Source organism: Variovorax sp. DAIF25 (genome assembly GCF_050711835.1).
GTDB lineage: Bacteria > Pseudomonadota > Gammaproteobacteria > Burkholderiales > Burkholderiaceae_C > Variovorax.
Window position 1 is genome coordinate 5,694,520 of the sequence record NZ_CP136636.1, and the last position, 20,639, is coordinate 5,715,158.

The 20,639-nt window shown below is 71.4% G+C and carries 20 protein-coding genes; 6 read left to right on the forward strand and 14 right to left on the reverse strand.

Annotated features, from left to right (window positions below; all coding sequences use genetic code 11):
• Positions 1 to 50: 50 nt before the first annotated feature.
• On the reverse strand, positions 51 to 1,307 hold the full coding sequence (locus R0232_RS26280; RefSeq protein ID WP_431509986.1) for an acyl-CoA dehydrogenase family protein: 1,257 nt from the start codon (positions 1,305 to 1,307) through the stop codon (positions 51 to 53).
• A 174-nt stretch (positions 1,308 to 1,481) separates the two neighbouring features.
• Between R0232_RS26280 and R0232_RS26285 the strand changes: the two genes are divergently transcribed.
• Positions 1,482 to 2,483, forward strand: a complete 1,002-nt coding sequence (locus R0232_RS26285; protein ID WP_431509987.1) for a helix-turn-helix domain-containing protein — start codon at positions 1,482 to 1,484, stop codon at positions 2,481 to 2,483.
• Here R0232_RS26285 and R0232_RS26290 read toward each other — a convergent pair.
• The 7 genes from R0232_RS26290 to R0232_RS26320 all read right to left on the reverse strand — a co-directional run bounded on the left by R0232_RS26290 (position 2,470) and on the right by R0232_RS26320 (position 9,299).
• Positions 2,470 to 2,859, reverse strand: coding sequence for a VOC family protein (locus tag R0232_RS26290; protein WP_093340311.1), 390 nt, complete (start codon positions 2,857 to 2,859; stop codon positions 2,470 to 2,472). The two genes, R0232_RS26285 and R0232_RS26290, sit on opposite strands and share 14 nt — an antisense overlap.
• Before the next feature lie 21 nt (positions 2,860 to 2,880).
• Positions 2,881 to 3,471, reverse strand: a complete 591-nt coding sequence (locus R0232_RS26295) for an NADPH-dependent FMN reductase (RefSeq protein WP_431509988.1) — start codon at positions 3,469 to 3,471, stop codon at positions 2,881 to 2,883.
• An 85-nt stretch (positions 3,472 to 3,556) separates the two neighbouring features.
• A complete protein-coding gene (locus tag R0232_RS26300; protein WP_431509989.1) occupies positions 3,557 to 4,651 on the reverse strand; it encodes a helix-turn-helix transcriptional regulator in 1,095 nt (364 codons plus the stop codon).
• 140 nt (positions 4,652 to 4,791) lie between these two features.
• Positions 4,792 to 5,190: a hypothetical protein gene (locus R0232_RS26305; RefSeq protein ID WP_431509990.1), complete on the reverse strand. Its 399-nt coding sequence runs from the start codon at positions 5,188 to 5,190 to the stop codon at positions 4,792 to 4,794.
• A gap of 11 nt (positions 5,191 to 5,201) precedes the next feature.
• The gene (locus R0232_RS26310; RefSeq protein WP_431509991.1) at positions 5,202 to 6,866 is read right to left on the reverse strand and encodes a hypothetical protein; all 1,665 of its coding nucleotides are present in this window, start codon (positions 6,864 to 6,866) and stop codon (positions 5,202 to 5,204) included.
• Between the two features lie 115 nt (positions 6,867 to 6,981).
• On the reverse strand, positions 6,982 to 8,145 hold the full coding sequence (locus tag R0232_RS26315; RefSeq protein WP_431509992.1) for a helix-turn-helix transcriptional regulator: 1,164 nt from the start codon (positions 8,143 to 8,145) through the stop codon (positions 6,982 to 6,984).
• Positions 8,136 to 9,299 carry a helix-turn-helix transcriptional regulator gene (locus R0232_RS26320; protein ID WP_431509993.1) on the reverse strand — a complete coding sequence of 388 codons (1,164 nt, stop codon included), beginning with the start codon at positions 9,297 to 9,299 and terminating at the stop codon, positions 8,136 to 8,138. The genes R0232_RS26315 and R0232_RS26320 overlap by 10 nt, the downstream gene beginning before the upstream one ends.
• A gap of 118 nt (positions 9,300 to 9,417) precedes the next feature.
• On the opposite strand from R0232_RS26320, the gene R0232_RS26325 reads away from it, so the two are divergent.
• Complete coding sequence (locus R0232_RS26325) at positions 9,418 to 10,434, forward strand: DUF2272 domain-containing protein (RefSeq protein WP_431509994.1); 1,017 nt, start codon at positions 9,418 to 9,420, stop codon at positions 10,432 to 10,434.
• Positions 10,435 to 10,444: 10 nt separating this feature from the next.
• On the opposite strand, the gene R0232_RS26330 is transcribed toward R0232_RS26325, so the two are convergent.
• Both R0232_RS26330 and R0232_RS26335 read right to left on the reverse strand, forming a co-directional pair.
• Entirely contained in the window at positions 10,445 to 10,933 is a 489-nt protein-coding gene (locus R0232_RS26330; protein ID WP_431509995.1) for a DUF4124 domain-containing protein, read from the reverse strand.
• 94 nt (positions 10,934 to 11,027) lie between these two features.
• The gene (locus R0232_RS26335) at positions 11,028 to 11,840 is read right to left on the reverse strand and encodes an IclR family transcriptional regulator (protein WP_431509996.1); all 813 of its coding nucleotides are present in this window, start codon (positions 11,838 to 11,840) and stop codon (positions 11,028 to 11,030) included.
• Between the two features lie 95 nt (positions 11,841 to 11,935).
• Here R0232_RS26335 and R0232_RS26340 point away from each other — a divergent pair, with 95 nt between their 5' ends.
• The 3 genes from R0232_RS26340 (at position 11,936) to R0232_RS26350 (ending at position 16,190) form a co-directional block, all read left to right on the forward strand.
• Positions 11,936 to 13,585, forward strand: a complete 1,650-nt coding sequence (locus tag R0232_RS26340) for a GMC family oxidoreductase (RefSeq protein ID WP_431509997.1) — start codon at positions 11,936 to 11,938, stop codon at positions 13,583 to 13,585.
• Between the two features lie 76 nt (positions 13,586 to 13,661).
• On the forward strand, positions 13,662 to 14,981 hold the full coding sequence (locus tag R0232_RS26345; protein ID WP_296775644.1) for an MFS transporter: 1,320 nt from the start codon (positions 13,662 to 13,664) through the stop codon (positions 14,979 to 14,981).
• 90 nt (positions 14,982 to 15,071) lie between these two features.
• Positions 15,072 to 16,190: a class II histone deacetylase gene (locus R0232_RS26350; protein WP_431509998.1), complete on the forward strand. Its 1,119-nt coding sequence runs from the start codon at positions 15,072 to 15,074 to the stop codon at positions 16,188 to 16,190.
• A gap of 37 nt (positions 16,191 to 16,227) precedes the next feature.
• Here the strand turns inward: R0232_RS26350 and R0232_RS26355 are convergent, their stop codons facing one another.
• Together R0232_RS26355 and R0232_RS26360 are read right to left on the reverse strand one after the other, a co-directional pair.
• A complete protein-coding gene (locus R0232_RS26355; RefSeq protein WP_431509999.1) occupies positions 16,228 to 16,908 on the reverse strand; it encodes a DJ-1/PfpI family protein in 681 nt (226 codons plus the stop codon).
• Complete coding sequence (locus R0232_RS26360; protein WP_143129066.1) at positions 16,905 to 17,258, reverse strand: DUF6616 family protein; 354 nt, start codon at positions 17,256 to 17,258, stop codon at positions 16,905 to 16,907. Before R0232_RS26360 ends, R0232_RS26355 begins: the two co-directional genes overlap by 4 nt.
• Positions 17,259 to 17,421: 163 nt before the next feature.
• Between R0232_RS26360 and R0232_RS26365 the strand changes: the two genes are divergently transcribed.
• Complete coding sequence (locus R0232_RS26365; protein WP_431510000.1) at positions 17,422 to 18,402, forward strand: helix-turn-helix domain-containing protein; 981 nt, start codon at positions 17,422 to 17,424, stop codon at positions 18,400 to 18,402.
• Here R0232_RS26365 and R0232_RS26370 read toward each other — a convergent pair.
• On the reverse strand, positions 18,381 to 19,283 hold the full coding sequence (locus tag R0232_RS26370) for a transporter substrate-binding domain-containing protein (RefSeq protein WP_431510001.1): 903 nt from the start codon (positions 19,281 to 19,283) through the stop codon (positions 18,381 to 18,383). The genes R0232_RS26365 and R0232_RS26370 overlap by 22 nt on opposite strands.
• A gap of 16 nt (positions 19,284 to 19,299) precedes the next feature.
• Positions 19,300 to 20,634 (reverse strand): aspartate aminotransferase family protein, encoded by a 1,335-nt coding sequence (locus R0232_RS26375; RefSeq protein ID WP_093340332.1) that lies wholly within the window; start codon positions 20,632 to 20,634, stop codon positions 19,300 to 19,302.
• Positions 20,635 to 20,639 lie beyond the last annotated feature (5 nt).

Genomic DNA, 20,639 nt, shown 5'->3' on the forward strand with positions numbered 1-20,639 from the left:
TGGTGACGGGATTCTGCGGCTCGGCACCCAGCCGAAGCTGACCAGCGTGCTCAGGCGATGCCAGCGGCCGTGAGGGGGTCGTAGTCCGTTGCGCGCAGCAGCGCATGCAATTGCCGCCGGCGCACGCCCATGTTGCCGCCGTCGAACAGCGGCAGCGCGATCGCGTCCTGCAGCAGGCCCGCGAGCGGCAGCTCGTGGTCGTAGCTGTCGATGCCCACCACCCGCATCAGGTCGGTGATGACGCGCACGGCGGCTTCGGAGCCGAAGATCTTCGACTGCAGCGCGAGCTCGAGCGCACCGGGCAGCTGGCGGTCGATCGCATCGCAGGCCTTCCAGCCCAGGTAGCGCGCGGCCTCGATGGTGGTCTTGGCATCGGCCAGCGCATAGCCCACGGCCTGGTGCTCGACGATCGGCAACGCGCCGCCGCGGCATTCGGTCTTCGCGAAGCGCAGCGCCACGTCGAAGGCCGCTCGCATCAGGCCCACGCCCATGATGCCGACCAGCGCCGCAGTGCCCGAGAAGCTGGCCTCGACGATGTCGCGCGCGCCGCCCACCGGGCCGACCACGTCGGCGTCGGGCACGGCCACGCCGTCGAGCCGGAAGCGCGGCACGAGGTGCGCGCGGTGGCCCATGGCATCGATGTCGTGCAGCGGCACCAGGCCCGGCGCGCCGCGCCGCACCACGAGGATCGAGAGCGCGGCCTCGGGCGGCGCCTCGGGGTCGGTGCGGCAGACCACGCTGAGCAGGTCGGCGCCCTCGCCGTCCCAGCCGGTGGCGGCCGACACCCACTGCTTGGTGCCGTGGATGCGCCAGCCGCCTTCGCCACCTTGGTCTCGCACAGCCGTGGTGCGCACGCCCTCGCCAGGGCGCGGCGCGGCGAAGTTCGCGCTGCCACCCGGCTCGCTGTTGGCCAGCGCGGCCAGCGGCGCGCCCTCGCAGGCGAGGAAGGGCGCGAGCAGGCGCCGGTGCTGCTCGGGCGTGCCGGCGATGAACAGCGGCGCCAGGCCCAGCAGGTTGGCGAACAGCGTCAGCGAGACATTGCAGTCGACCGCATGGAACTCCTCGGCCACGATCGCGAGGTCGACCATGCCCGTGCCCTCGCCGCCGAAGGGCTGCGGCATGAGCCGGCGCAGGAAGCCGCGGCGGATGATCTCCTCGTACATCGGCCGCGTGGCGCGGAAGCGCTCGCCGGGCGTGTGCAGCGCGTGCGTGGCGGCGCGCACCTGCGAGAGCACCTCGCTGGCGGCACGCCGCGCATCGAGCTGGAGCGCGCGGCGCGCGGGGTCGAGGGTGAAGTCGATGGTCATGGGAAATCCGGTCGAGTGATGGGTGGGGCCGCAGTCTGGCCGCGCCACCCCCGGTCGGCCTTGTCGTTTCGTGCACGGCGCCTTGCCGGAACGCGCAGCACGGGCGCGCGGCTTGCAAGGCCCGCGTGCCGTCGCGATGATGGGTGTCCCAACCGCCCGCCCACAGGTGCGCACATGAAGTCCTGGTCCACCGAAGCCGTCGCCGCGCCCGAGCAGTTCGCCTACTGGCGCGAGGTGGTGTGCGAGGCCTTCGCGGCGCTCGATCCGCGCTCGGCCGAGCGCGGCGCGGGCTTCGCGAGCCGGGTCGACATGGAAGGCATCGGCGCCATCAACGTGGCGCGCATCCGCGCCGAGGCCCACACCGTGGTGCGCGACTTCTCGCAGATCCGGTGCGATCCGCAGGACCGGCTGTTCGTCAACCTGCAGGTCGCGGGCCAGGGCATCGTGCGCCAGGGCCACCGCGAGACGCGCGTGACGCCCGGCGCCTTCAGCATCGTCGACACCGCCCGGCCCTACACGCTGCATTTCGACGAGCGCTTCGAAGTGCTGTCGCTGCGCGTGCCGCGCGAACTGCTGCTGCCGCGCGTCAGCGAGCCGCGCGCCCTGTTCGCGCGCGCGCTCGGCGGGCCGGCCGGCATCGGGCGCGCGACCTCGGGCTTCATGCAGTCGCTGATGGAGGGCGGCGGGCTGCCCGCGGGGCCCGCGGCCGAGCGGCTGGCGGTGCTGCTGTGCGAACTGGTGGCCGAGTCGGCGCGCGCGGCGGATGCCGGCGTGGCCGCCGCGCCGCCCATGCGCGATGCGCACCGTCAGCTGCTGGTGCGCCGGGTCAAGACCCATGTGCTCGAGGCGCTCGATTCACCCGAGCTCGACGTGCCCTCGATCGCGCGGCGCTTCGGCGTCTCGGTGCGCTACCTGCACCTGGCCTTCGCGCACGAAGGCAGCACACCGGCCGCGTGGATCCGCGCGCAGCGCATGGCACGCTGCGCGCAGGACCTCGCGAACCCCGCGGACCGGCGGCCGGTCTCGGCCATCGCGCTGCGCTGGGGCTTCCAGGACATTCCGCATTTCACGCGCGCGTTCGGCGCGGCCTTCGGCTGCACGCCCTCGGCCTATCGCCAGCGGCACGGGGGCCACGGCCGCGGCGAGGACAGCAACCCGCGCCTCAGGGCAGGTTGAGCTGCCATGAGACGCCGAAGCGGTCCTGCACCCAGCCGTAGAGGCGGCTGAACGGATAGGCATCGACCGGCATCAGCACCTGGCCGCCGTCGGCCAGCCCGTCGAACAGCCGCCGCAGCTGCGCCTCGTCGTCGCAGTCGATGAACAGCGAGATCGAGGGCGTGAAGCCGAAGGCATGCACGGGCGGGCTGTCGATGCACAGCAGGCTGTGGCCGCCGAGCTCGAAGCGCGCCTTGAGCACCGTGCCCTCGGCGCCCGGGCCCGCGGGGCCGTAGCGCTCGATCTCGGTGATGCGTGCCTCGGGAAACAGCGAGAGGTAGAAGTCCATCGCGGCCTGGGCCTGGCCGGTGAACATCAGGAAGGGCGTGAGCCGCATGGCGGGTCTCCTCGAAGAAGATCAATAGGGCGGCGCCTTGCGCGCGCGCTGTTCGCGCGCCGCTTCGGTCCACCACGCGAGGTCGTCGGCGAAGCGGCCGAAGGCCCGGTCGAGCGAGGCGCCGGGCGCGCCGGTGGACTGGCCCTGCGCGTCGAGCGTCTGCGAGATCGGGCCGACCGACAGCGTGCTCGACACCACGATCATGCCCATCTCGGAGAGGATCGAATGCCACACCGTGCCCGAGCGCACGCCCGAGAAGCGGCCGGCCGAGTAGCTCGCGATCGCCGCGGGCCGCCAGAACCACTCCTCGAGGAAGTGGTCGGTGAGGTTCTTGAGGCCGGGCTGCGGGCCCCAGTTGTATTCGCCGGTCACGAAGACGAAGGCATCGGCCGCGCGGATCTTGCGCGCCAGCGTCTCCATCGCCTCGGGCGCCGTGCCCGCCGGGTACTCCTTGTACATGCGGTCGAGCATCGGCAGGTCGACGGCCTTGGCATCGATCAGCTCCACCTCGGCGCCGCGCGCGGCCAGCCGCTCGACCAGATAGTCCGCGAGCCGCACGCCCATGCGGTCGGCGCGGTAGGAACCGTAGAACACCAGGATCTTGTCTGCCATCGTCGCTCCGTTTCGCAGGGCCGCCGGGGTGCGGCCCTTGCGCGAAGGGTAACGCTTCAAGGTGGCATTGGCGAAACGGCTCGGCTCACACGCGGGTCCAGGCCTTGCCGATCAGGTCGGTCTGGCGGGTGCACGCCATCTTCTCCATCAGCGAGGCGATCTGCGCGCGCACGGTGTGGTACGACACGGCGTTGTCGATGGCGTACTGCTTCGGCGCCGCGCCGCGCATCAAGGCCTCGAGAACGCGGGCCTCCGAGGGCGTGATGCCGAAGGCGATCTCGAGTGCCTCCGCGTTCAGGGCGGCTTCGCGGCGGTCGCGGCAGACACGCACCACGACCAGGATCTCGCCGCTGATGCTGAGCTGGAGATCGGCGCGCGCCAGGTCGAGCCGGTGCGTGCGCCCGACCGGCCCCGCCAGCACCAGGCGTCGCGCGGGCCCGCCGCCGGCCGCCTCGCGCAGCCTGCGAACCAGCAGGCCCTGCGATCTCTGGTCGGCATGCCACAGCCGGCCCTGGCGGAGCTGCAGCGCGCCCCGCTCGCCGAGCCACGCCCTCGCCAGTTCGGACACGTGCAGCACGGCGCCGGCCGGCGTGACCAGGAAGACGGCTTCGTTGAATGTCTCGAAGGTGGCGTCGACGAACGAGAGCGACAGCGCCGCATCGCGCTGGCGCTGCTGCATGGCGTTCTGCAAGGCGGTGGTGAAGGTGCGCATCGGTTCCGAATCGACGCGCCGGCCGATGTCGTCGGACGGATGGTTGCGCTGCACCGAGAGGCCGGCGCGTCGGCTCGAGGTTTCGACCGCCATGAAGGTCACGATCTGCCGCATGCGATGCACGCACATGAAATCGGCATAGAAGGCCTGCCGGTCGAGTTCGGTCTGGGTGAAGCGTTGCGCGGTGTCGAGCCAGGTGCCCGCGGGCAGGCCATGTCCAAGCGGTGCCACGATGTCCGAGGCATGGAAATGCTCGACGTACTCGCGCTCGGCGCGGGCATCCACGCACTGCTGCTCGAAGCGCAGCAGGCCGCCGCTGCCGTCGAACATGATGAAGGTCGCGGTATCGCCGCCCACCAGCTGGCGCGCGCCTTCCAGCACATCGAGCCAGGGCTGCGACTGCGGTTCGTCGAGGTGATGGATGGCATCCAGCGCGCGGCGCAGCGGAATCTTCTCGCGCATCTGCATGAGCGTCTTCTCCTGGTGGCCTGGAGGCGCGGGGCAGACCGGCGCGTGCCGCGGGCCTGCGCTCCTCCTGCACCAGTGTGGCGATAGCGAGCGCTCCGCGTCAAGGGGCCGCGGCGGCAGGCCCCCTCGCCCTGGGCGCCCTAGCGTCGTGTCAGCGTGATGTCGAACCCGTTGCGCGAGCGCCCCTGGTAGGTCCTGGCATCGACCGGCTTGAAGCTGATCGTGCTGTCGCCGCAACCGACCAGCGCCTGGGAAGGATGCAGGCTCAGCTCGAAGCCCTGGCCCTCGGCCGGTGTCCAGCGCGCGGGGGTCGGCAGGCCGACGCAGGGATCGGCGGTGCTGCGGATCGCGAGCTGCCAGATGCCGGCGCCACGCTCCAGGTTCAGGTCGGCGCGGTATTCGCGGCCGTTCGGCGCCTTGAGCAGCGCGTTCCAGGCTCCGTCGATGGCGGGTACCGCCGCCGGGTCGGTGGTCTGCGCGCTGGCGGCCAGCGGTGCGAGCGCCAGGATGGCGCCGGCCATGCATCGGGTGATCGACATGGTGCGGCTCCTCACAGTCCGATCTGCCGCTTCAGCGCTTGCCAGGCCGGGCCGTTCAGGCGCTGCAGGGTGCTGTCGTTGTGCTGGAACTGCGGCTTGACCTGGCGCACCATGTACACCGCCCCGCCGTACTCGCCGAAGCTGCGCCGGTTGTCGACGTAGGTCGACGGATAGCTGGCGGCATCCAGTTCGATCAGCCGCGCGCCGTTGACCGTGGCGATGCGAAAACCGCCCGTGCCGCCCGCGATGCAGTTGCTCATGGTCGAGCTGGCCTGGGCCCAGTCGCAGATGTAGTAGCGCACGGTGCTCGCATCGACGAAGGCCACGCGCAGGATATGGCGGTCGTCCTGCGCCAGGCCGAGACTCGCGGTGCCACCGCCGTTGGCGAGGTTGACGCCGCCGACCGGGCGGCCCGCGATCAGCGCTTCGAGCGTGGCGAAGCCCACCGCGTCCGTGGTGACGTCGTTGATCAGGGGGAACTGCTTCACGTCGATGCCGAAGCGGGTGCGGATCAGCGAACCGGCGGGAAAGGTGGCACCGGGATCGGCGAGCCCGACGGCCGGGTCGAGGCCGACGATGGTGTTGCTGTCGTCGGTGGCGGCCTGCATCTGCGCCACGACCTCCGACATCTTGCGGCCCGCGATGTCCTGCGACAGCGTGTAGGCCAGGCTCGGAACGCTGCCCCCGCAGAACTCGGTGCGGTTCGGCAGGCCCTGCGTGTTGAAGAAGTCGGTGGTCTCGTCGCAGCGCAGCCAACCGGTCGGGCTCAGGCGGACCTGGCGATAGAGCTGGCCATGCGCGATGGCGACGCCGGCCGTCTTGCCCTCGCGCCGGTCGACGACCTGCGTGCGTCCCTGGCCGCTCACGACGCCGTCGGTCGAATAGGTCTGCAGGTAGTAGGTGCTCGGGTTCGTGAACTCGAGCCGCGCCAGGGTTTCGCCGGGCGCGGGAGCCGTCGCGACCGCCGGATCGACCACGGCGAGCGTGGCACCGGCATGGAGTGCGAGGTTGGTCAGGCCGGCCGCGGTCCGGGCATCGTCTGCGAAGCCTTCGCCCACCGCCAGGCCCTGGTAGTCGGCGATGTCGGCGGCCGGGATTCCGAGCTGTGCCGCCACCAGCGCCCGCGCGCGATCGGCCGCAATGCCGGCGGCGATGGCGGCCTGCACGAGAGTGGTGAGCGGATTGATCTGCGCACGCAAGCTGGCCGGCGCGCCGAGATGGTAGGCGCGCATGCCCAGCGGCACGGGCGTGCCGCTGCCATCGCTTTCGTAGGAGCCGCCCGCGGCCACCGCGCCCGGCACGATCTTCGCCAGCAGTGGCGCGGCCGCCAGCTTCGCCGCGTCGGCGGCATCGGTGGGCGTGTAGCTGAAGCGGTACTGCCCGTCGGCCGCGGTCTTGCCCGATGCGGGCTCGCCGGCATCGCAGGCGCCGTTCGCATTGCGGTCCACGCACACCACGGCGTTGCCGATGGGGCCGAGCACGACCACCTTGCCGCTCACGCTGACCGGCCCTGGTGGTGCGGGCGGTGGCGGCGCGGCGGGGGGCGGTGGTGGTGGCAGCAGCCCCAGCGGCAGGCCTCCACCGCCGCCGCCTCCTCCGCCGCAGGCGCTCAGCGCGAGCAGGGCCAGGCAGGCCCAGTACGTTGCCGTGCGCGAAGACCGGATCTTGGGTGTCATCGAATGCTCCTTCGTTCGTGATGAAACGAAGCGTCCCTCCTGGATGCCTCTGCGAAGAAGTGTTGACGGTGGGGATCGCCCGGGCATCGCTCAAATGAACGATGCAGGAAGCGCGTCAATCGGGCACCCGCAGGCCGCCGCTCGCCAGCCGCACCAGTTCGGACTGGCGCCGGCACCCGGTCTTGTCGAACAGGTGGCGCAAATGTGCGCGAACGGTGTGGATCGACACGCCCAGGCGCGTTGCGATCTCCGACGGCCTGGCCCCTTGCGCCAGTTCCGCCAGCACGCGGATCTCGGCCGGCGTCAGACCATGGCGCCGGGCCAGCATCAACAACTGCCGGCCAGACTGGTCGGCATCGGGCCGATCGACCAGCAGCAGCACCCGCGCGTGCGGCCAGGCCAGCCCGACGGCGTTGTGCGGTGCCACGGGCATCCAGCGCAGCACGATGCTCGCGGCCTGTGCACCGGGCCAGACCGCGTGGGTCTGAAGCAATCCCGCGGCCGCGCGGCGCAGCAATTCGGCGACCTCCTCCGGCCCGAGTCGCCCCAGGCGCACCAGGCGTCCCGCATGGGTGCCGATCCATCGTTCGCTCGCCAGCAGCGCTTCCCCCAGCGGATTGGCATGCAGCACGCGACCGGCTGGGTCCAGCACGAACAAGGGCTTGGGCACCATCGACAGCGCGTCCGCAGCGACCCTCCCATGACGGCGTGCATCCGCCAGTGCGCGATGCGCCTGCAGGGCCAGGCGCAACGGCAAGTGCATCTGCTGCAGTTGCCGCCGGTCGGCGTGGCTGAACTCCTCGAGACCCGGCTGGCGATAGAGGCTCAGGAACGCCGCCGTCCCGTCGGGCGCCGGGTATCGGCCGTCGACCACCATCGCAAGCATGGAGCGCAGCGCGTGCGGGACGCAGAAGCCGTGGTAATAGTCGGTGCGCTCGAGCATGGGCCAGTCACAGACCTCGCGCCCGATCAAGATCTCGCCGCTGCCTGCGGGGCGCCGGTGCAAGCCCGCCACCCAGGGATCCTGCGCATGCCAGCCGTCGGCGTAGTTCGTCCAGATGTCGGGCGGCAGCTGAAAGCCTGCCACGAGGCCGCGCTCCTCGATCTCGTTGCCCACGGTATGCAGTGCCACGGCCGTGGCACCGAAGCGGTGGGCCAACAGGCCCAGCACCTGGTTCCAGCGACCGGTTTCGGAGACGGCGGCGGATGCGGCAAGCACAGCCTCGAGCAGCGGGTTCGAGCCGCTCCTTTTCATCGCCTTTCCCGCGCTCACTGCCATGGCCGGGCGACCTCGGTGCCCGCCAGGAACAAGCGCACCAGGTCGCTCTGCCGGCGCGCGCCCGTCTTGTCGAACAGGTGCCGCAGGTGGGCGCGCACGGTGTGCAGCGATACCTCGAGCTGCGCCGAGATCTCGGCCGGACTGGCACCATCGGCCAGCAGGGCGAGCAGCCGGGCCTCGGCAGGGGTCAATCGATAGCGCTCGGCGATGGCCGACAGGTGCCGCTGCTGGCGGTCGGCGTCCGCCACGTCGATCATCAGCAGCACACGCGCATGCGGCCATGCCAGCCGGCAGGCGTTGTCCTCGCCCAGCGGCACCAGGCGCGCGACGGCGATACAGGCCGGTGCCTCGGCGCACGCCGGCATCCACACCGGCAGCACCTGCACCTCTCCGGCCGCGGCGCAGCGCACGGCCGCGAAGAAGGCCTGCGGCCCCGAACCGCCGAGCCTCACGGCCCGATCGCCGCGGGTCTCGATCCACCCGTGCCGCGACAGCAGCGCCGCGCCCTGCGGATTGGCATGCAGCACGCGCGCGTCGGCCGCGAGCACGTAGAGCGGCTTGGGCGTGGCCGCGAGCGCATCGACGGCCATGAGCCGGTCCCTGCGCGTGCGATCGAAGGCCCAGTGCGCATGCAGTGCGAGCTGCAGCGGCGCATGCACCGAGCGCAGCGTGTCGCGGTCCGCGAAGCTGAATTCGTCCAGGCCGGGTGCGCGGTAGAGGCTGAGGATCGCGAGCGGCGACGCGCCGGGCCGCACGCCATCATCGAGCACCAACGAAGTCAGGCCACGCACGCCGGCCGGCTCGGCGAACTCGTTGTAGAAGGGCAGCCGGTCCAGTTCGGCCCAGTCGCACAGCTCGCGACCCACGAAGCAGAGGCCGGTTCGCTCGGTGATATGCCGGGCATCGGCACTCGCGAACCACGGGTCGTGCGAAGCCCAATGCGCGGCGTAGGTGGCGAGGCTGTCGTTCGACAGCCCCACCTCGGCGAACAGCGAGCGCTCGGGCGAACTGGCGCCGGGCGTGTGCAGGGCGGCGGCCGTGGCACCGAAGCGCCGGGCGAGCACGACCAGCACATCGCGCCAGCGCGTCGAATCGGACGCGGCAGCGGACGCCGTCACGACCACCTCGCGCAGTCCCTCGTCCCATCCCGCCATGCGATTCCCCTGCCGTTTCGCGCGCATGGTAGCGCTGGCGATGCGGCGCTCCAATGGGGTCCGGCCTCGCCGAGGGTCTTGCGCGGTCTGGCCGGCTGCTGGCTATGCTCGAAGCCGCATGCAGTTCCTCTCCCCGTTCTCCCGTGCGCGGCCGTGGCTTTTGGCGACGGCGCTGTTGCTCGCATCGGCCACCGCCTGCGCGGCCTCCGCGTGCCTCGATACCGCCGCGACCACGCCACCGCCGCCACGCGCCCTCGCGATGGCCGCCGCCGCGCAACGCGAGCATGAGGCCTTCGGCGCGCAGACCCTCGATGCCGAAGGCCGCATGGTCGACGCGGGCAGTTCCGAGGCCGAGGACGGACGCGTCTCGCGCTTCGCGCCCGCGCCGTGGCAGCGCGTGCTCGGCTACTGGGACGCGGTGGACCAGCCGCGCGTGAAGCTGCCCTCGCTGGTGCGCTTCGGTGCCTTGCGGCCGGCCGATCGCACGCTGCTGCTGGAGGCGCTGAACCAGGCCAGTGCTCCGCGCCTGATGGGGCTGGGCGTCGGGCCCGACCAGGGCCTCGATGCGGCCGAGCTGCATGCGATGGCGACGGCCGTGAACCGGGTCGCGGTGATCGACACGCCGTGGTCGGCCGCCTTCATCAGCTGGCTCGCGCGGCAGGCGAGACTGGGCGCGGACGAGTTCGTGTTCTCCGAGGCGCACGTGGACTACGCGGGCGCGGCCTGGAAGGCCGGCACCGACGAAGCGGCGGGCCGTGCCACGCGCTTCGCGCTGCGGGCCTGCGATCTCGCACGCACGCCGCCGCGCGTGGGCGACCTGGTGTGCCAGACGCGCGGCGCGCGTTCGGCGCTCGACAGCTTCGCCAAGATCGGCACGGTGCTCGCGACGCGGCCCACGGGCGGCGCGGCGCTGCCGATGCATTGCGACGTGGTGACGGCCGTCGACGCACGCGGCTTCGACGCGGTCGGCGGCAATGTGCTGCAGTCGGTCACCTTGCGCCGGCTGGACTTCGCGCCGGGCACGCGGACGCTCGATCCGAGCTACCTGCCCGAAGGCTGCGCGGCGGACGCGGCGGGATGCATCGATCGGCACATGAGCCGGCAGCCCTGGTCGCTGCTGCTGCAGTGGCGCTGAAGCGGGCGCCTCAGCAGTTGTTGCGGCGCAGCCCCGCCATGTGCGCGCAGGGCCGGCGGCCCGGACCGGGGTCGTGCACATGCGGCGGCGGAGGCTGCACGCGACGCCGTGGCGGCGGGTAGGGATAGGGATCGGGGCCCCAGAGATAGACCGGCTCGGGATCGGCCTGCGCCGCGCGCCCTTCGTCGGGATAGCGCGGAATGATCGACAGCCCCGGGTTCGAGGGTGGCGCCGGCGCGGCGGCGCTCGGCGGCGGCGCGTAATCGGGCGCGCGCGCGGGCGGTGCCGGCTGCAGGGCCGAAGGCGGCGGCGGCTCGGCGATCTGCACGGGGCGCGACGAACGCGTGCCGCTCGGGCAGGCTCCGTCGGTGTAGACGGTGGCGCCGTTGGCATCGAGGCAGCGCACCACCTCGGCCGAGCTCGCCGATGCGCCCAGCACGAAGACCGCCGAGACGATCAGCGTGCGCAACGACGTGGCGGCGAGCAGAGGGGTTCGCATGAAGATGAGAAGGAGGCCGTGCCGGGACGACGCACGGGCAGGTTCATTCTGTGCGCTTTGTCGCGGCCCGCCAAGCGCCCCAGGCCCCCGTCGCTCACAGCAAGCCGCCCATGCGCAGCGCCGCGGCCTTCAGCGCATCGATGCGCCGCTCGGCATCGGCCATCGACATGCGCGCGGTCGGCGCATGCACCGCGAGCGCGGCACGCACCTCGCCGGCCGCGTCGCGCACCGGCACGGCCACGGCCACCAGGCCGGCCATGAACTCCTCGCGGTCGCGCGAGAAGCCGTCCTGCGCGATCGCGTCGCACTCGGCACGCAATGCGGCGGGGTCGGTGAGGGTGCTGGCCGTCATGCGCGGCAGCGGCAGGCCGTCGATCATCGCGTCGCGCGCCTCCTTCGGCATCTGCGCGAGAAAGAGCTTGCCGCTCGCGGTGCAGTGCAGCGGCACGTGCGAGCCCACGTCGAGCGTGAGCCGCAGCGGCCACTGGGCCTCGACGCGGTCGAGGTAGAGCACGCGCGCGCCGTCGAGCGTGGTGAGGTTGCAGGTCTCGCCGACGTCCTGCACCAGCGCGGCCAGCACCTCGTGGCGCAGGCCGCGCACGCTGCCGTGGTTCAGCGTGTCGAAGGCCAGCTGGCGCAGCGCGGGGCCGACGACGAAGGAGCGCTCGTCGAGGTCGCGCGCGAGAAAGCCGGTGGCCAGCAGCTGCGTGCAGATGCGGTGCGCGGTGCCCTTGGGCAGGCCCAGCTGCGCCGCGAGATCGGCCAGCGACAGCGCGCGGCCCTCGTGGGCCAGCAGTGCGAGCAGGCGCAGGCTGCGCTCGGCCGAGGAACCGGAAACGGGCTCCTCGACAGGGGCAACCACGGGCACGGCAACGGGGGCGGCAGCGGAACGCGCGGGACGGGGCATGCGGGTAAACCTCTAAAGTGGAACATTGCGTTCCGAAAATCAATAACCTAGGATGCGACGGACCGAGGCCATTGTTCCATCGCCGGACCGCACGCATGCCTGACTCTCGCAGTGAAGAAGCCTTCGACTACATCGTGGTGGGCGCCGGCTCGGCCGGCTGCGTGCTGGCGGCGCGCCTGAGCGAGGACCCGGCCACGCGCGTGCTGCTGCTCGAGGCCGGGCCGCGCGACAGCTCGCCGTGGATCCACCTGCCGATCGGCTACGGCAAGACCATGTGGAGCCCGGTCTACAACTGGCGCTTCGAGACCGATCCCGATCCCAACATGAACGGTCGCCGCATCTACTGGCCGCGCGGCAAGACGCTGGGCGGCTCGAGCTCGATCAACGGCCTGATCTACATCCGCGGCCAGCGCGAGGACTACGACCACTGGGCCGCGCTCGGCAACCCGGGCTGGGGCTACGACGAGGTGCTGCCCTACTTCGTGCGCTCCGAGGGCAACCAGCGCGGCGCGAGCCAGTTCCACGGCGGCGACGGGCCGCTCAAGGTGTCGGACATCGGCGCGCGGCACGAGCTGATCGAGGCCTTCATCGAAGGCGCCCGGCAGACCGGTGTGCCGCGCACCGAGGACTTCAACGGCGCGGTGCAGGAAGGCGCGGGCTACTACCAGCTCACCACGCACCGCGGCCTGCGCTGCAGCACCGCCAAGGCCTACCTCGCGCCGGCGCGACATCGCCCCAACCTGCGCATCGAGACCGAGGCGCTGGCCACCGGCCTGGTGTTCGAGGGTCGGCGCGCGGCCGGCGTGCGCTATCGGCAAGGTGGCGTGGAGAAGACCGCGCGCTGCCGCGCCGAAGTCCTGCTTTCCGCGGGTTCCATCCAGTCGCCGCAGTTGCTGCAGCTCTCGGGCGTGGGCCCGCGCGCGCTGCTCGATCGCTTCGGCATCGCACCGGTGCACGAACTGCCGGGCGTGGGCGAGAACCTGCAGGACCACCTGCAGATCCGCCTCGGCTACGAGTGCACGAAACCGATCACCACCAACGACCAGCTCAACTCCTGGGCCGGCCAGCTCGGCCTGGGCCTCGAATGGCTGCTGCATCGCAGCGGCGCGCTCGCGATCGGCATCAACCAGGGCGGCTGCTTCATGCGCGCGCTCAAGGACGAAGCGGGCCGCCCCGTGGCCGCCACGCCCGACATCCAGTTCCACGTGGCCACGCTGTCGGCCGACATGGCCGGCGGCAAGGTGCATCCCTACTCGGGCTTCACCTTCTCGGTGTGCCAGCTGCGGCCCGAGTCGCGCGGCCACATCCGCATCCGCTCGACCGACGCGGCCGAGCCGCCCGAGATGCAGCCCAACTACCTCGCGACCGAGCTCGACCGCGCCACCGCGGTGGCCGGCGTGAAGGCCGCGCGCGCCATCGCCGAGGCGCCCGCGATGCGGCCCTACGTCAAGCGCGAGGTGAAGCCCGGCGCGCAGGCCGCGAGCGATGCCGAGTTGCTCGAGTTCTGCCGCAACAACGGCGCCACCATCTTCCATCCCACCGGCACCTGCCGCATGGGACACGACCCGCTCGCGGTGGTCGATGCGCGGCTGCGCGTGCACGGCATCGGCGGCCTGCGCGTGGTCGACTGCTCGGCCATGCCCACGCTGGTGTCGGGCAACACCAACGCCCCCGCGGTGATGATGGCCGAGAAGGCCGTCGACATGATCAGAGAGGACCACAGGGCGGCTTCGGCCGCGCACTAGCAGCAACGCATCCCGCACGGCCCGCCGAGACCGAAGACCAAGAGGCCGCCACGACAACACTCATCGGAGACAACACATGAGCAGTGCACGCGACGACGAGAAAACGATTCGCAGGGTGGTGATTTCGGCGCTGGTGGGCGCCACCATCGAGTGGTACGACTTCTTCCTCTACGGGGTGGTGGCCGGCATCGTGTTCAACAAGCTCTACTTCCCGGGCAGCGACCCGGTGGTGGCGACCTTGCTGGCCTACACCACCTTCGCCGTGGGCTTCGTCACCCGGCCGCTGGGCGGCGTGATCTTCGGCCACTTCGGCGACAAGATCGGACGCAAGAGCATGCTGATCATCACGCTGATGATCATGGGCGTGGCCACCTTCCTGATCGGCCTGGTGCCCACCTACGCGCAGATCGGCATCGCGGCACCGCTGCTGCTGCTGGTGCTGCGCGTGGCGCAGGGCATCGGCCTGGGCGGCGAATGGGGCGGCGCGGTGCTCATGGCCTACGAGTACGCGCCCAAGGAGAAGCGCGGCTTCTATGCCTCGCTGCCGCAGATCGGGCTGGCCATCGGCCTGTGCCTGGCCTCGGGCGTGGTGGCGCTGCTGTCGTGGCTGCTGACCGACGAGCAGTTCATGGCCTGGGGCTGGCGCATCGCCTTCCTGATCTCGGGGCTGATGGTCGGGGTGGGCATGTACATCCGGCTGCACGTGAAGGAGACGCCCGAGTTCGCCGCGGTCAAGGCGCGCAACGCCGAGCTGCGCATCCCGTTCATGGACATGCTGCGCCGCTATCCGGGCAATGTGCTCAAGGGCATGGGCGCGCGCTACATCGACGGCGTGTTCTTCAACATCTTCGGCGTGTTCTCCATCGCCTACCTCACGGGCACGCTCAAGCTCAGCCGCACCGATGCGCTGCTGGGCGTGATGGCCGCGGCCATCGTGATGTGCTTCGCCATCCCCTTCTTCGGCCGGCTGTCGGACCGGCTCGGCCGGCCCCGGGTCTACATGTGGGGCTCGCTGATCACCGCGGTGTCGGCCTTCCCGGGCTTCTGGCTGATGACGCACAGCGGCGGCAGCGTGCTGCTGGTGTGGCTGTCGATCGTGATCCCGTTCGGCATCCTCTATGCCTCGGTCTACGGCCCCGAGGCCGCGCTGTTCTGCGACCTGTTCGACGCCAAGGTGCGCTACACCGGCATCTCCTTCGTCTACCAGTTCTCGGGCATCTTCGCCTCGGGCATCACGCCGATCATCGCCACCGCGCTGCTCAAGTCGGGCGGCGGCGAGCCGTGGCAGATCTGCCTGTACGTGCTGTTCGCGGGCGTGGTGTCGGCGTTGTGTGCCTGGCTGATCGGGCGCAGTCCCTCGCCGGCCGACGCGCCGGTAGTGGCACCCGCGCGCTGACGCGCTCGGGCAAGCCGCCGTGCACGTTGGATCAGACACCGGCGCGCGGCGGCCGCTACCTTCGTGGCTTTCACCCTGGAGCCACGACGCATGAAGCGCACCGCCTTTTTCCACGACGAGAGAACGCTCTGGCACATCGCCGGGGCACCCCATGCCCTGATGCTGCCCGTGGGCCGCTGGGTGCAGCCGATGGCGGGTGTCGGCATCGCCGAGGCGCCCGACACCAAGCGAAGGCTGAAGTCGCTGATGGACGTCTCGGGGCTCAGCGACAGGCTCGAGGTGCGGTCGGCGCCGCCGGCCTCGCAGGACGAGCTGCTGCGCGTGCACACGCGCGACTACCTCGCGCGCTTCAAGGCCGGCAGCGATGCCGCGGGCGGCGACATGGGCGATCTCGCGCCCTACGGACCGGGCAGCTACGAGATCGCCGCGCTGTCGGCGGGCCTCGCGATCGCGGCCATGGACGGCGTGGTCGCGGGCAGGCATCCGAACGCCTATGCCTTCTGCCGCCCGCCGGGCCACCATGCCGGCGCCGACCGCGGCATGGGCTTCTGCATCCTCAACAACATCGCGATCGCGATCGAGGCCGTCAAGGCGCGCCACGGCATCGAGCGCATCGCCGTGATCGACTGGGACGTGCACTGCGGCAACGGCACGCAGCAGCTGTTCTACGGCCGCAGCGACGTGCTGACCATCTCGCTGCACCAGGAGCACTGCTTTCCGCCGGGCTACAGCGGCGCGCACGACCGCGGCGAGGGCGCGGGGCTGGGCTTCAACATCAACATCCCGCTGCAGCCGGGTGGCGGCCACGACGCCTACATGCAGGCCTTCGAGCGCATCGTGATTCCCGCGGTGGACCGCTTCGCGCCGCAACTGGTCGTGGTGGCGAGCGGCCTCGATGCCAGCGGCGTCGATCCGCTCGCGCGCATGCTGCTGCATCCCGAGTCGTTCCGCCTCATGACACGGCACGCGATGGCGCTCGCCGAACGGCATGCGGGCGGCCGGCTGGTGATGGTGCACGAGGGCGGCTACTCGGAAGTCGCGGTGCCCTTTTGCGGCCTCGCCATCCTCGAGGAACTGTCGGGCCACCGCACCGAGGTCGAGGATCCGCTCACGCCCTTCTTCGGCCTGATGCAGCCCTCGGAGCGCTTCGATGCCTTCCAGCTCGGGCTGATCGAGGAGCTGGCGGCGCTGCACGGGCTGCAGCGCTGAGCCACGAACGAAGCCTGGGAGGCTTCGTTCGCTCCGGCTACCTGCGCGCCGCCGCGACCCGCTCGATGGTGCCCAGCGGCATGAGTTCGCGCAGCGCCTCGCGCGCACCGGCCACCAGGGCCTCGTCGCACAGCTCGGGCCGCCCCGTGCCATAGGGCGGCTGCGGCGCGTATTCCATCAGCAGCTCCACCATGCGACCCGTGGCCTCGCCGGCGATCTCGCCGACCACGCGCACGCCGAAGTCGATGCCCGCGGTCATGCCGCCGCCGGTCATGCGGTTGCGGTCGATCACGATGCGGCCCGGGCTCGGGATCGCGCCCAGCAGCGCGAGCCGGTCGCGCGCATACCAGTAGCAGCCCGCGCGGTAGCCGTCGAGCAGCCCGGCCGCGGCCAGCAGCAGCGAGCCGTTGCACACGCTGGTGATCCAGGTCGAACGCGCGCCGACACGGGCGAGGAAGGCCTTGGTCTGCTCGTCCTCGAGCAGCGCGAACAACGCCTTGGTGTTGCCCGGCACGAACAGCAGGTCGGGCGCCTCCCAGCAGTCGTCGAAGCCGTGCGTGGCGACCACGCTGACACCGGCATCCGAGGGCAGCGCGCCGGTGTGCTTCCAGGCGAGCTGCGACTCGAAGCCGGGGATGAAGGACAGCGCCTGCAGCGGACCCGCGAGGTCGATCAGGGTCAAGCCCGGAAAGACCAGCGACAGCACCTTGAAGCTCATGACGGAAGCCCCGCCAGCAGTTCGAGCACCTGGGCCGGGGTCTGCGCCACGCCGGTGGTGTTGTGCTGCTCGAAGAGGGTGTACCAGCCCGAGGCTTCGACGCCCTGGCGGAAGCCCGCGACCGCCTCGGCGCTGTCCATCTCCCACACGGCCCAGAACGCGGCGGCGGGATCGGCATGGTCGACGCCGCGGTCGGCCGCGCCCCAGCCCAGCGTGCGGATGCCGCCGGCCTTCATGGCCTCGATGGCGCCGAGCACGGCGTCGGCGAAGGCCCGGCGCTCGGCCGGCGTGCGGGCGATCCAGGCCGGCCTGGGTGTCCATTGTTCGATGAAGAGATGCTTGCTGCTCATGGGATTCCTCGGGTTGGATGAAGGGGCCGGCCGACGATAGCCAGCGCAGCGCCGGCGGCACGACTGCCGGTGCACCGTGTCTTGCACCAGCGTGCACGGCGTGCGGCCGCGCGGCCCCGCCTTGCTTGTGGCGCGCCGCCAGACCGGCTGTAATGCCCGGACCATGCACGCCCAGTCCTGTTCCACGCTCGACGTTCCCGCCGCCCAGCGGATGCGCTACTGGGAAAGCGCGATCGCGCCCTACTTCGGCCGGCTGCGCGGCGACGACGACGCGGGCGGCCTGGACTTCGAGGCCCGCTGCGACATCTACGACGTCGGCGGCCTGGGCGCGGTGCGCATGCAGGTGCCGCTCTCGCGCGTGACGCGCGAGGCCCGCGACGCGCTCGACAGCGGCGGCGGCTATTTCAAGCTCTCGATGCAGATCGCCGGCGCCGCCGACGTGCACGCGGCCAACCGCACGGTGCACCTGGGCCCGGGCGACTGGATCATGCTCGACCAGCGCCTGCCCTACACCTGGGAATCGGCCGCGCCGGCCTCGCTGTTCGGACTGCAGATCCCGCGCGAGCGCCTCGCGGCACTGGGCCTGCCGTCGCTGGTGTGTTCCAGCGACGAGGCGCTGGCCGACAGCGGCATGGCGCCGATCCTCGGCGGCCACCTGCGCACGCTGAACACGCAGCTCGCGCACGTCACCGAGGATGCCGCCCACCTGCTGGCCGAGGCCTCGATCGGCCTGCTCGCGACCACCCTGTCGAGCGGCCGGCCGCCTGCGCGCGCGCCGGTCGACGCGCTGGCCGCCGTGCGCCTGCGCGCGGTGCAGTACGTGCGGCTGCATGCGAGCGAGGCCACGCTCTCGGTCGATGCCATCGCCCATGCGCTGCGCTGCTCGCGGCGCTACCTCTACAAGGCCTTCGACGGCAGCGACGCGAGCCCCGAGCGGCTGATCTGGCAGACCCGGCTCGAGCGCTGCCACGAGGCGCTGCGCGATGCGCGCAACCACGCGCGCTCGGTCTCGTCGATCGCCTTCGAGAACGGCTTCAACAGCGATGCCCACTTCGCGCGCATGTTCCGCGCGCGCTACGGCCAGTCGCCCGCGCGGCTGCGACGCAGCCTGCGGGCGCAGGCTCAGGGCAGCCGCTCCTCGTAGGCCTCGGCCGGCCGGTCGTTGGGCGACTGGAAGGCCGCCTTCAGCGAATCGCTCAGCGGAATGTTGATGACCGCGTTGCGCGGCGGGATCGGCGCCATGAACCAGCGCGCATAGAGCTTCTCGAGGGCGCCCGAGGCCATCGCGTTCGCGAGGTAGCCGTCGACCGCGCGCTTGAAGGCCGGGTCGTCCTTGCGGATCATGATCGCGATCGGCTCGATGCCCAGCGGCTTGCCGACGATGCGGAAGTCCCCCGGGTTGCGCGCGTTCGAGATGTTGCCCGCGAGCGTGTTGTCGTCCATCGCGAAGGCATCGGCGCGGCCGCTCTCGAGCAGCAGGAAGCTCTCCGCATGGTCCTTGGCCAGCACGATGTTCAGCGCCATGCCCTTGTTGTCCTGCTCGAGCTTGCGCAGCCGCTGCACGAGCGTGGTGCCCACGGTCGTGACCACCGTCTTGCCCTTGAGCTGCTCCGCCGACTCGATGCCGCTGGCCGCGCGCACCGCGAAGCGCGCCTCGGTGATGTAGGTGGTGCTGCCGAAGACCACCTGCTGCTGGCGCGCGGCATTGTTGGTGGTCGAGCCGCACTCGATGTCGACGGTGCCGTTCTGCAGCAGCGGCACGCGGTTCTGCGAGGTCACGACCATCGGCCGCACCGCCACGCCGGGCAGCAGCTTGGCGAGCATCTGCTCGCAGAGCTCGACGTGGTAGCCGACGTAGCCGCCGCCCACCGCGTACGACAGCGGTGGCGAGGCCTCGCGCACGCCCATCACGAGGGTGCCGGCGGCCTTCGCCTTGGCGAGCGTGCCGCCGGGTTCCTGCGCGAACGCGGCCAGCGCGGCGGCCGCGAGCACGGCGCCCGCGAGCATCCGATTCGGGGTCTTCATGGCGTCCTCCGGCGCGTCAGGCCGCGAGCGCCACCGGCGCGGGATGGGCGATCTCGTCCAGGCTCTCGCGCAGCGCGCGGTCGAGGATCTCGATGGCGCGGTCGATCTGCTCGTGCGCCACGTTGAGCGGCGGCGCGATGCGCCACACCGAGCCGCGCTCGGGCCGGCGCCGGATGTTCATGCTCAGGCCGAGCTCGAAGCACTTCTTCGTGGTGCGCGCGCCGAGCTCGTGATGGGGCAGCCGCGAGTCGCGGTCCTGCACCAGCTCCACGCCCAGCAGCAGGCCCTCGCCGCGCACGTCGCCGATCGCCTCGTAGCGCCGCTGCAGCTCGAGCAGTTGCCCGCGCAGGTAGGCGCCGGTGGTGCGCGCGCGCTCGATCAGGCCTTCGCTGCGGATGGTGTCGAGCACCGCCAGGCCGACGGTGGCGGGCAGCGGGTCGGAGACATGGCTGGTGTAGAAGGTGAAGCCCTTCTCGTGCACGTCCTGCTCGATGCGCGGGCTGGTCGCCACGGCGGCCAGCGGCAGGCCGCCGCCCATGGTCTTCGACACCGACATGATGTCGGGCACCACGCCGTAGAAGTCGGAGGCCGTGCGATGGCCGATGCGGCCGAACGCGGTCTGGGCCTCGTCGAAGATCAGCAGCATGCCGCGCTCGTCGGCGGCGCGGCGCAGCGCCTGCATGTACGACCGGGGCGGCACCAGCACGCCGCCCGCGCTGATGATCGGCTCGATGATGATCGCGGCGCGCCGGCCGGTCGAGGCCATGTCGTACATCTTGAGGCCGAGCTCGAGGCAGGCCAGCGCCGATTCCTCGCCCGACATGCCGCGGATGTAGGGCCGGTAGGCGTTGGGCTCGGGCATCAGGTAGACGCCGGGCACGTGCACGCCGTAGCCCTTGCGGTCGCTCGCGAACGACACCGCGCTGGTGCCGCCGGTCACGCCATGCCAGGAGCCGCCCACGGCCAGGATCTCGAAGCCGCCGGTGTACATCTTCGCCATGCGCAGCGCGACCTCGTTGCTCTCGGAACCGGTGTTCACGAACAGCGACTTGCTCAGCGGCGCGGGCATCCAGTCGGTGGCCATCTTCTGCGCCAGCTCGGCCACCACCTCGGGGATCATGCCGCTGAACAGGTGGAAGGCCTTCTCGCCGGCCTCGTGCACCGCGCGCACGATCGCCGGATGGTTGTGGCCGATGGTGGCGCACATCTGGCCCGAGGTGAAGTCGAGGATCTCGCGGCCCGTGTCGTCGACCACCACCGCGCCGCGGGCGCTGCGGAACAGGTTGGGGAAGGTGTCGCCGCCGTAGCGCACCATGTATTCCTTGGCGGCCGCGCGCAGTTGTTCGCTCATGTCCG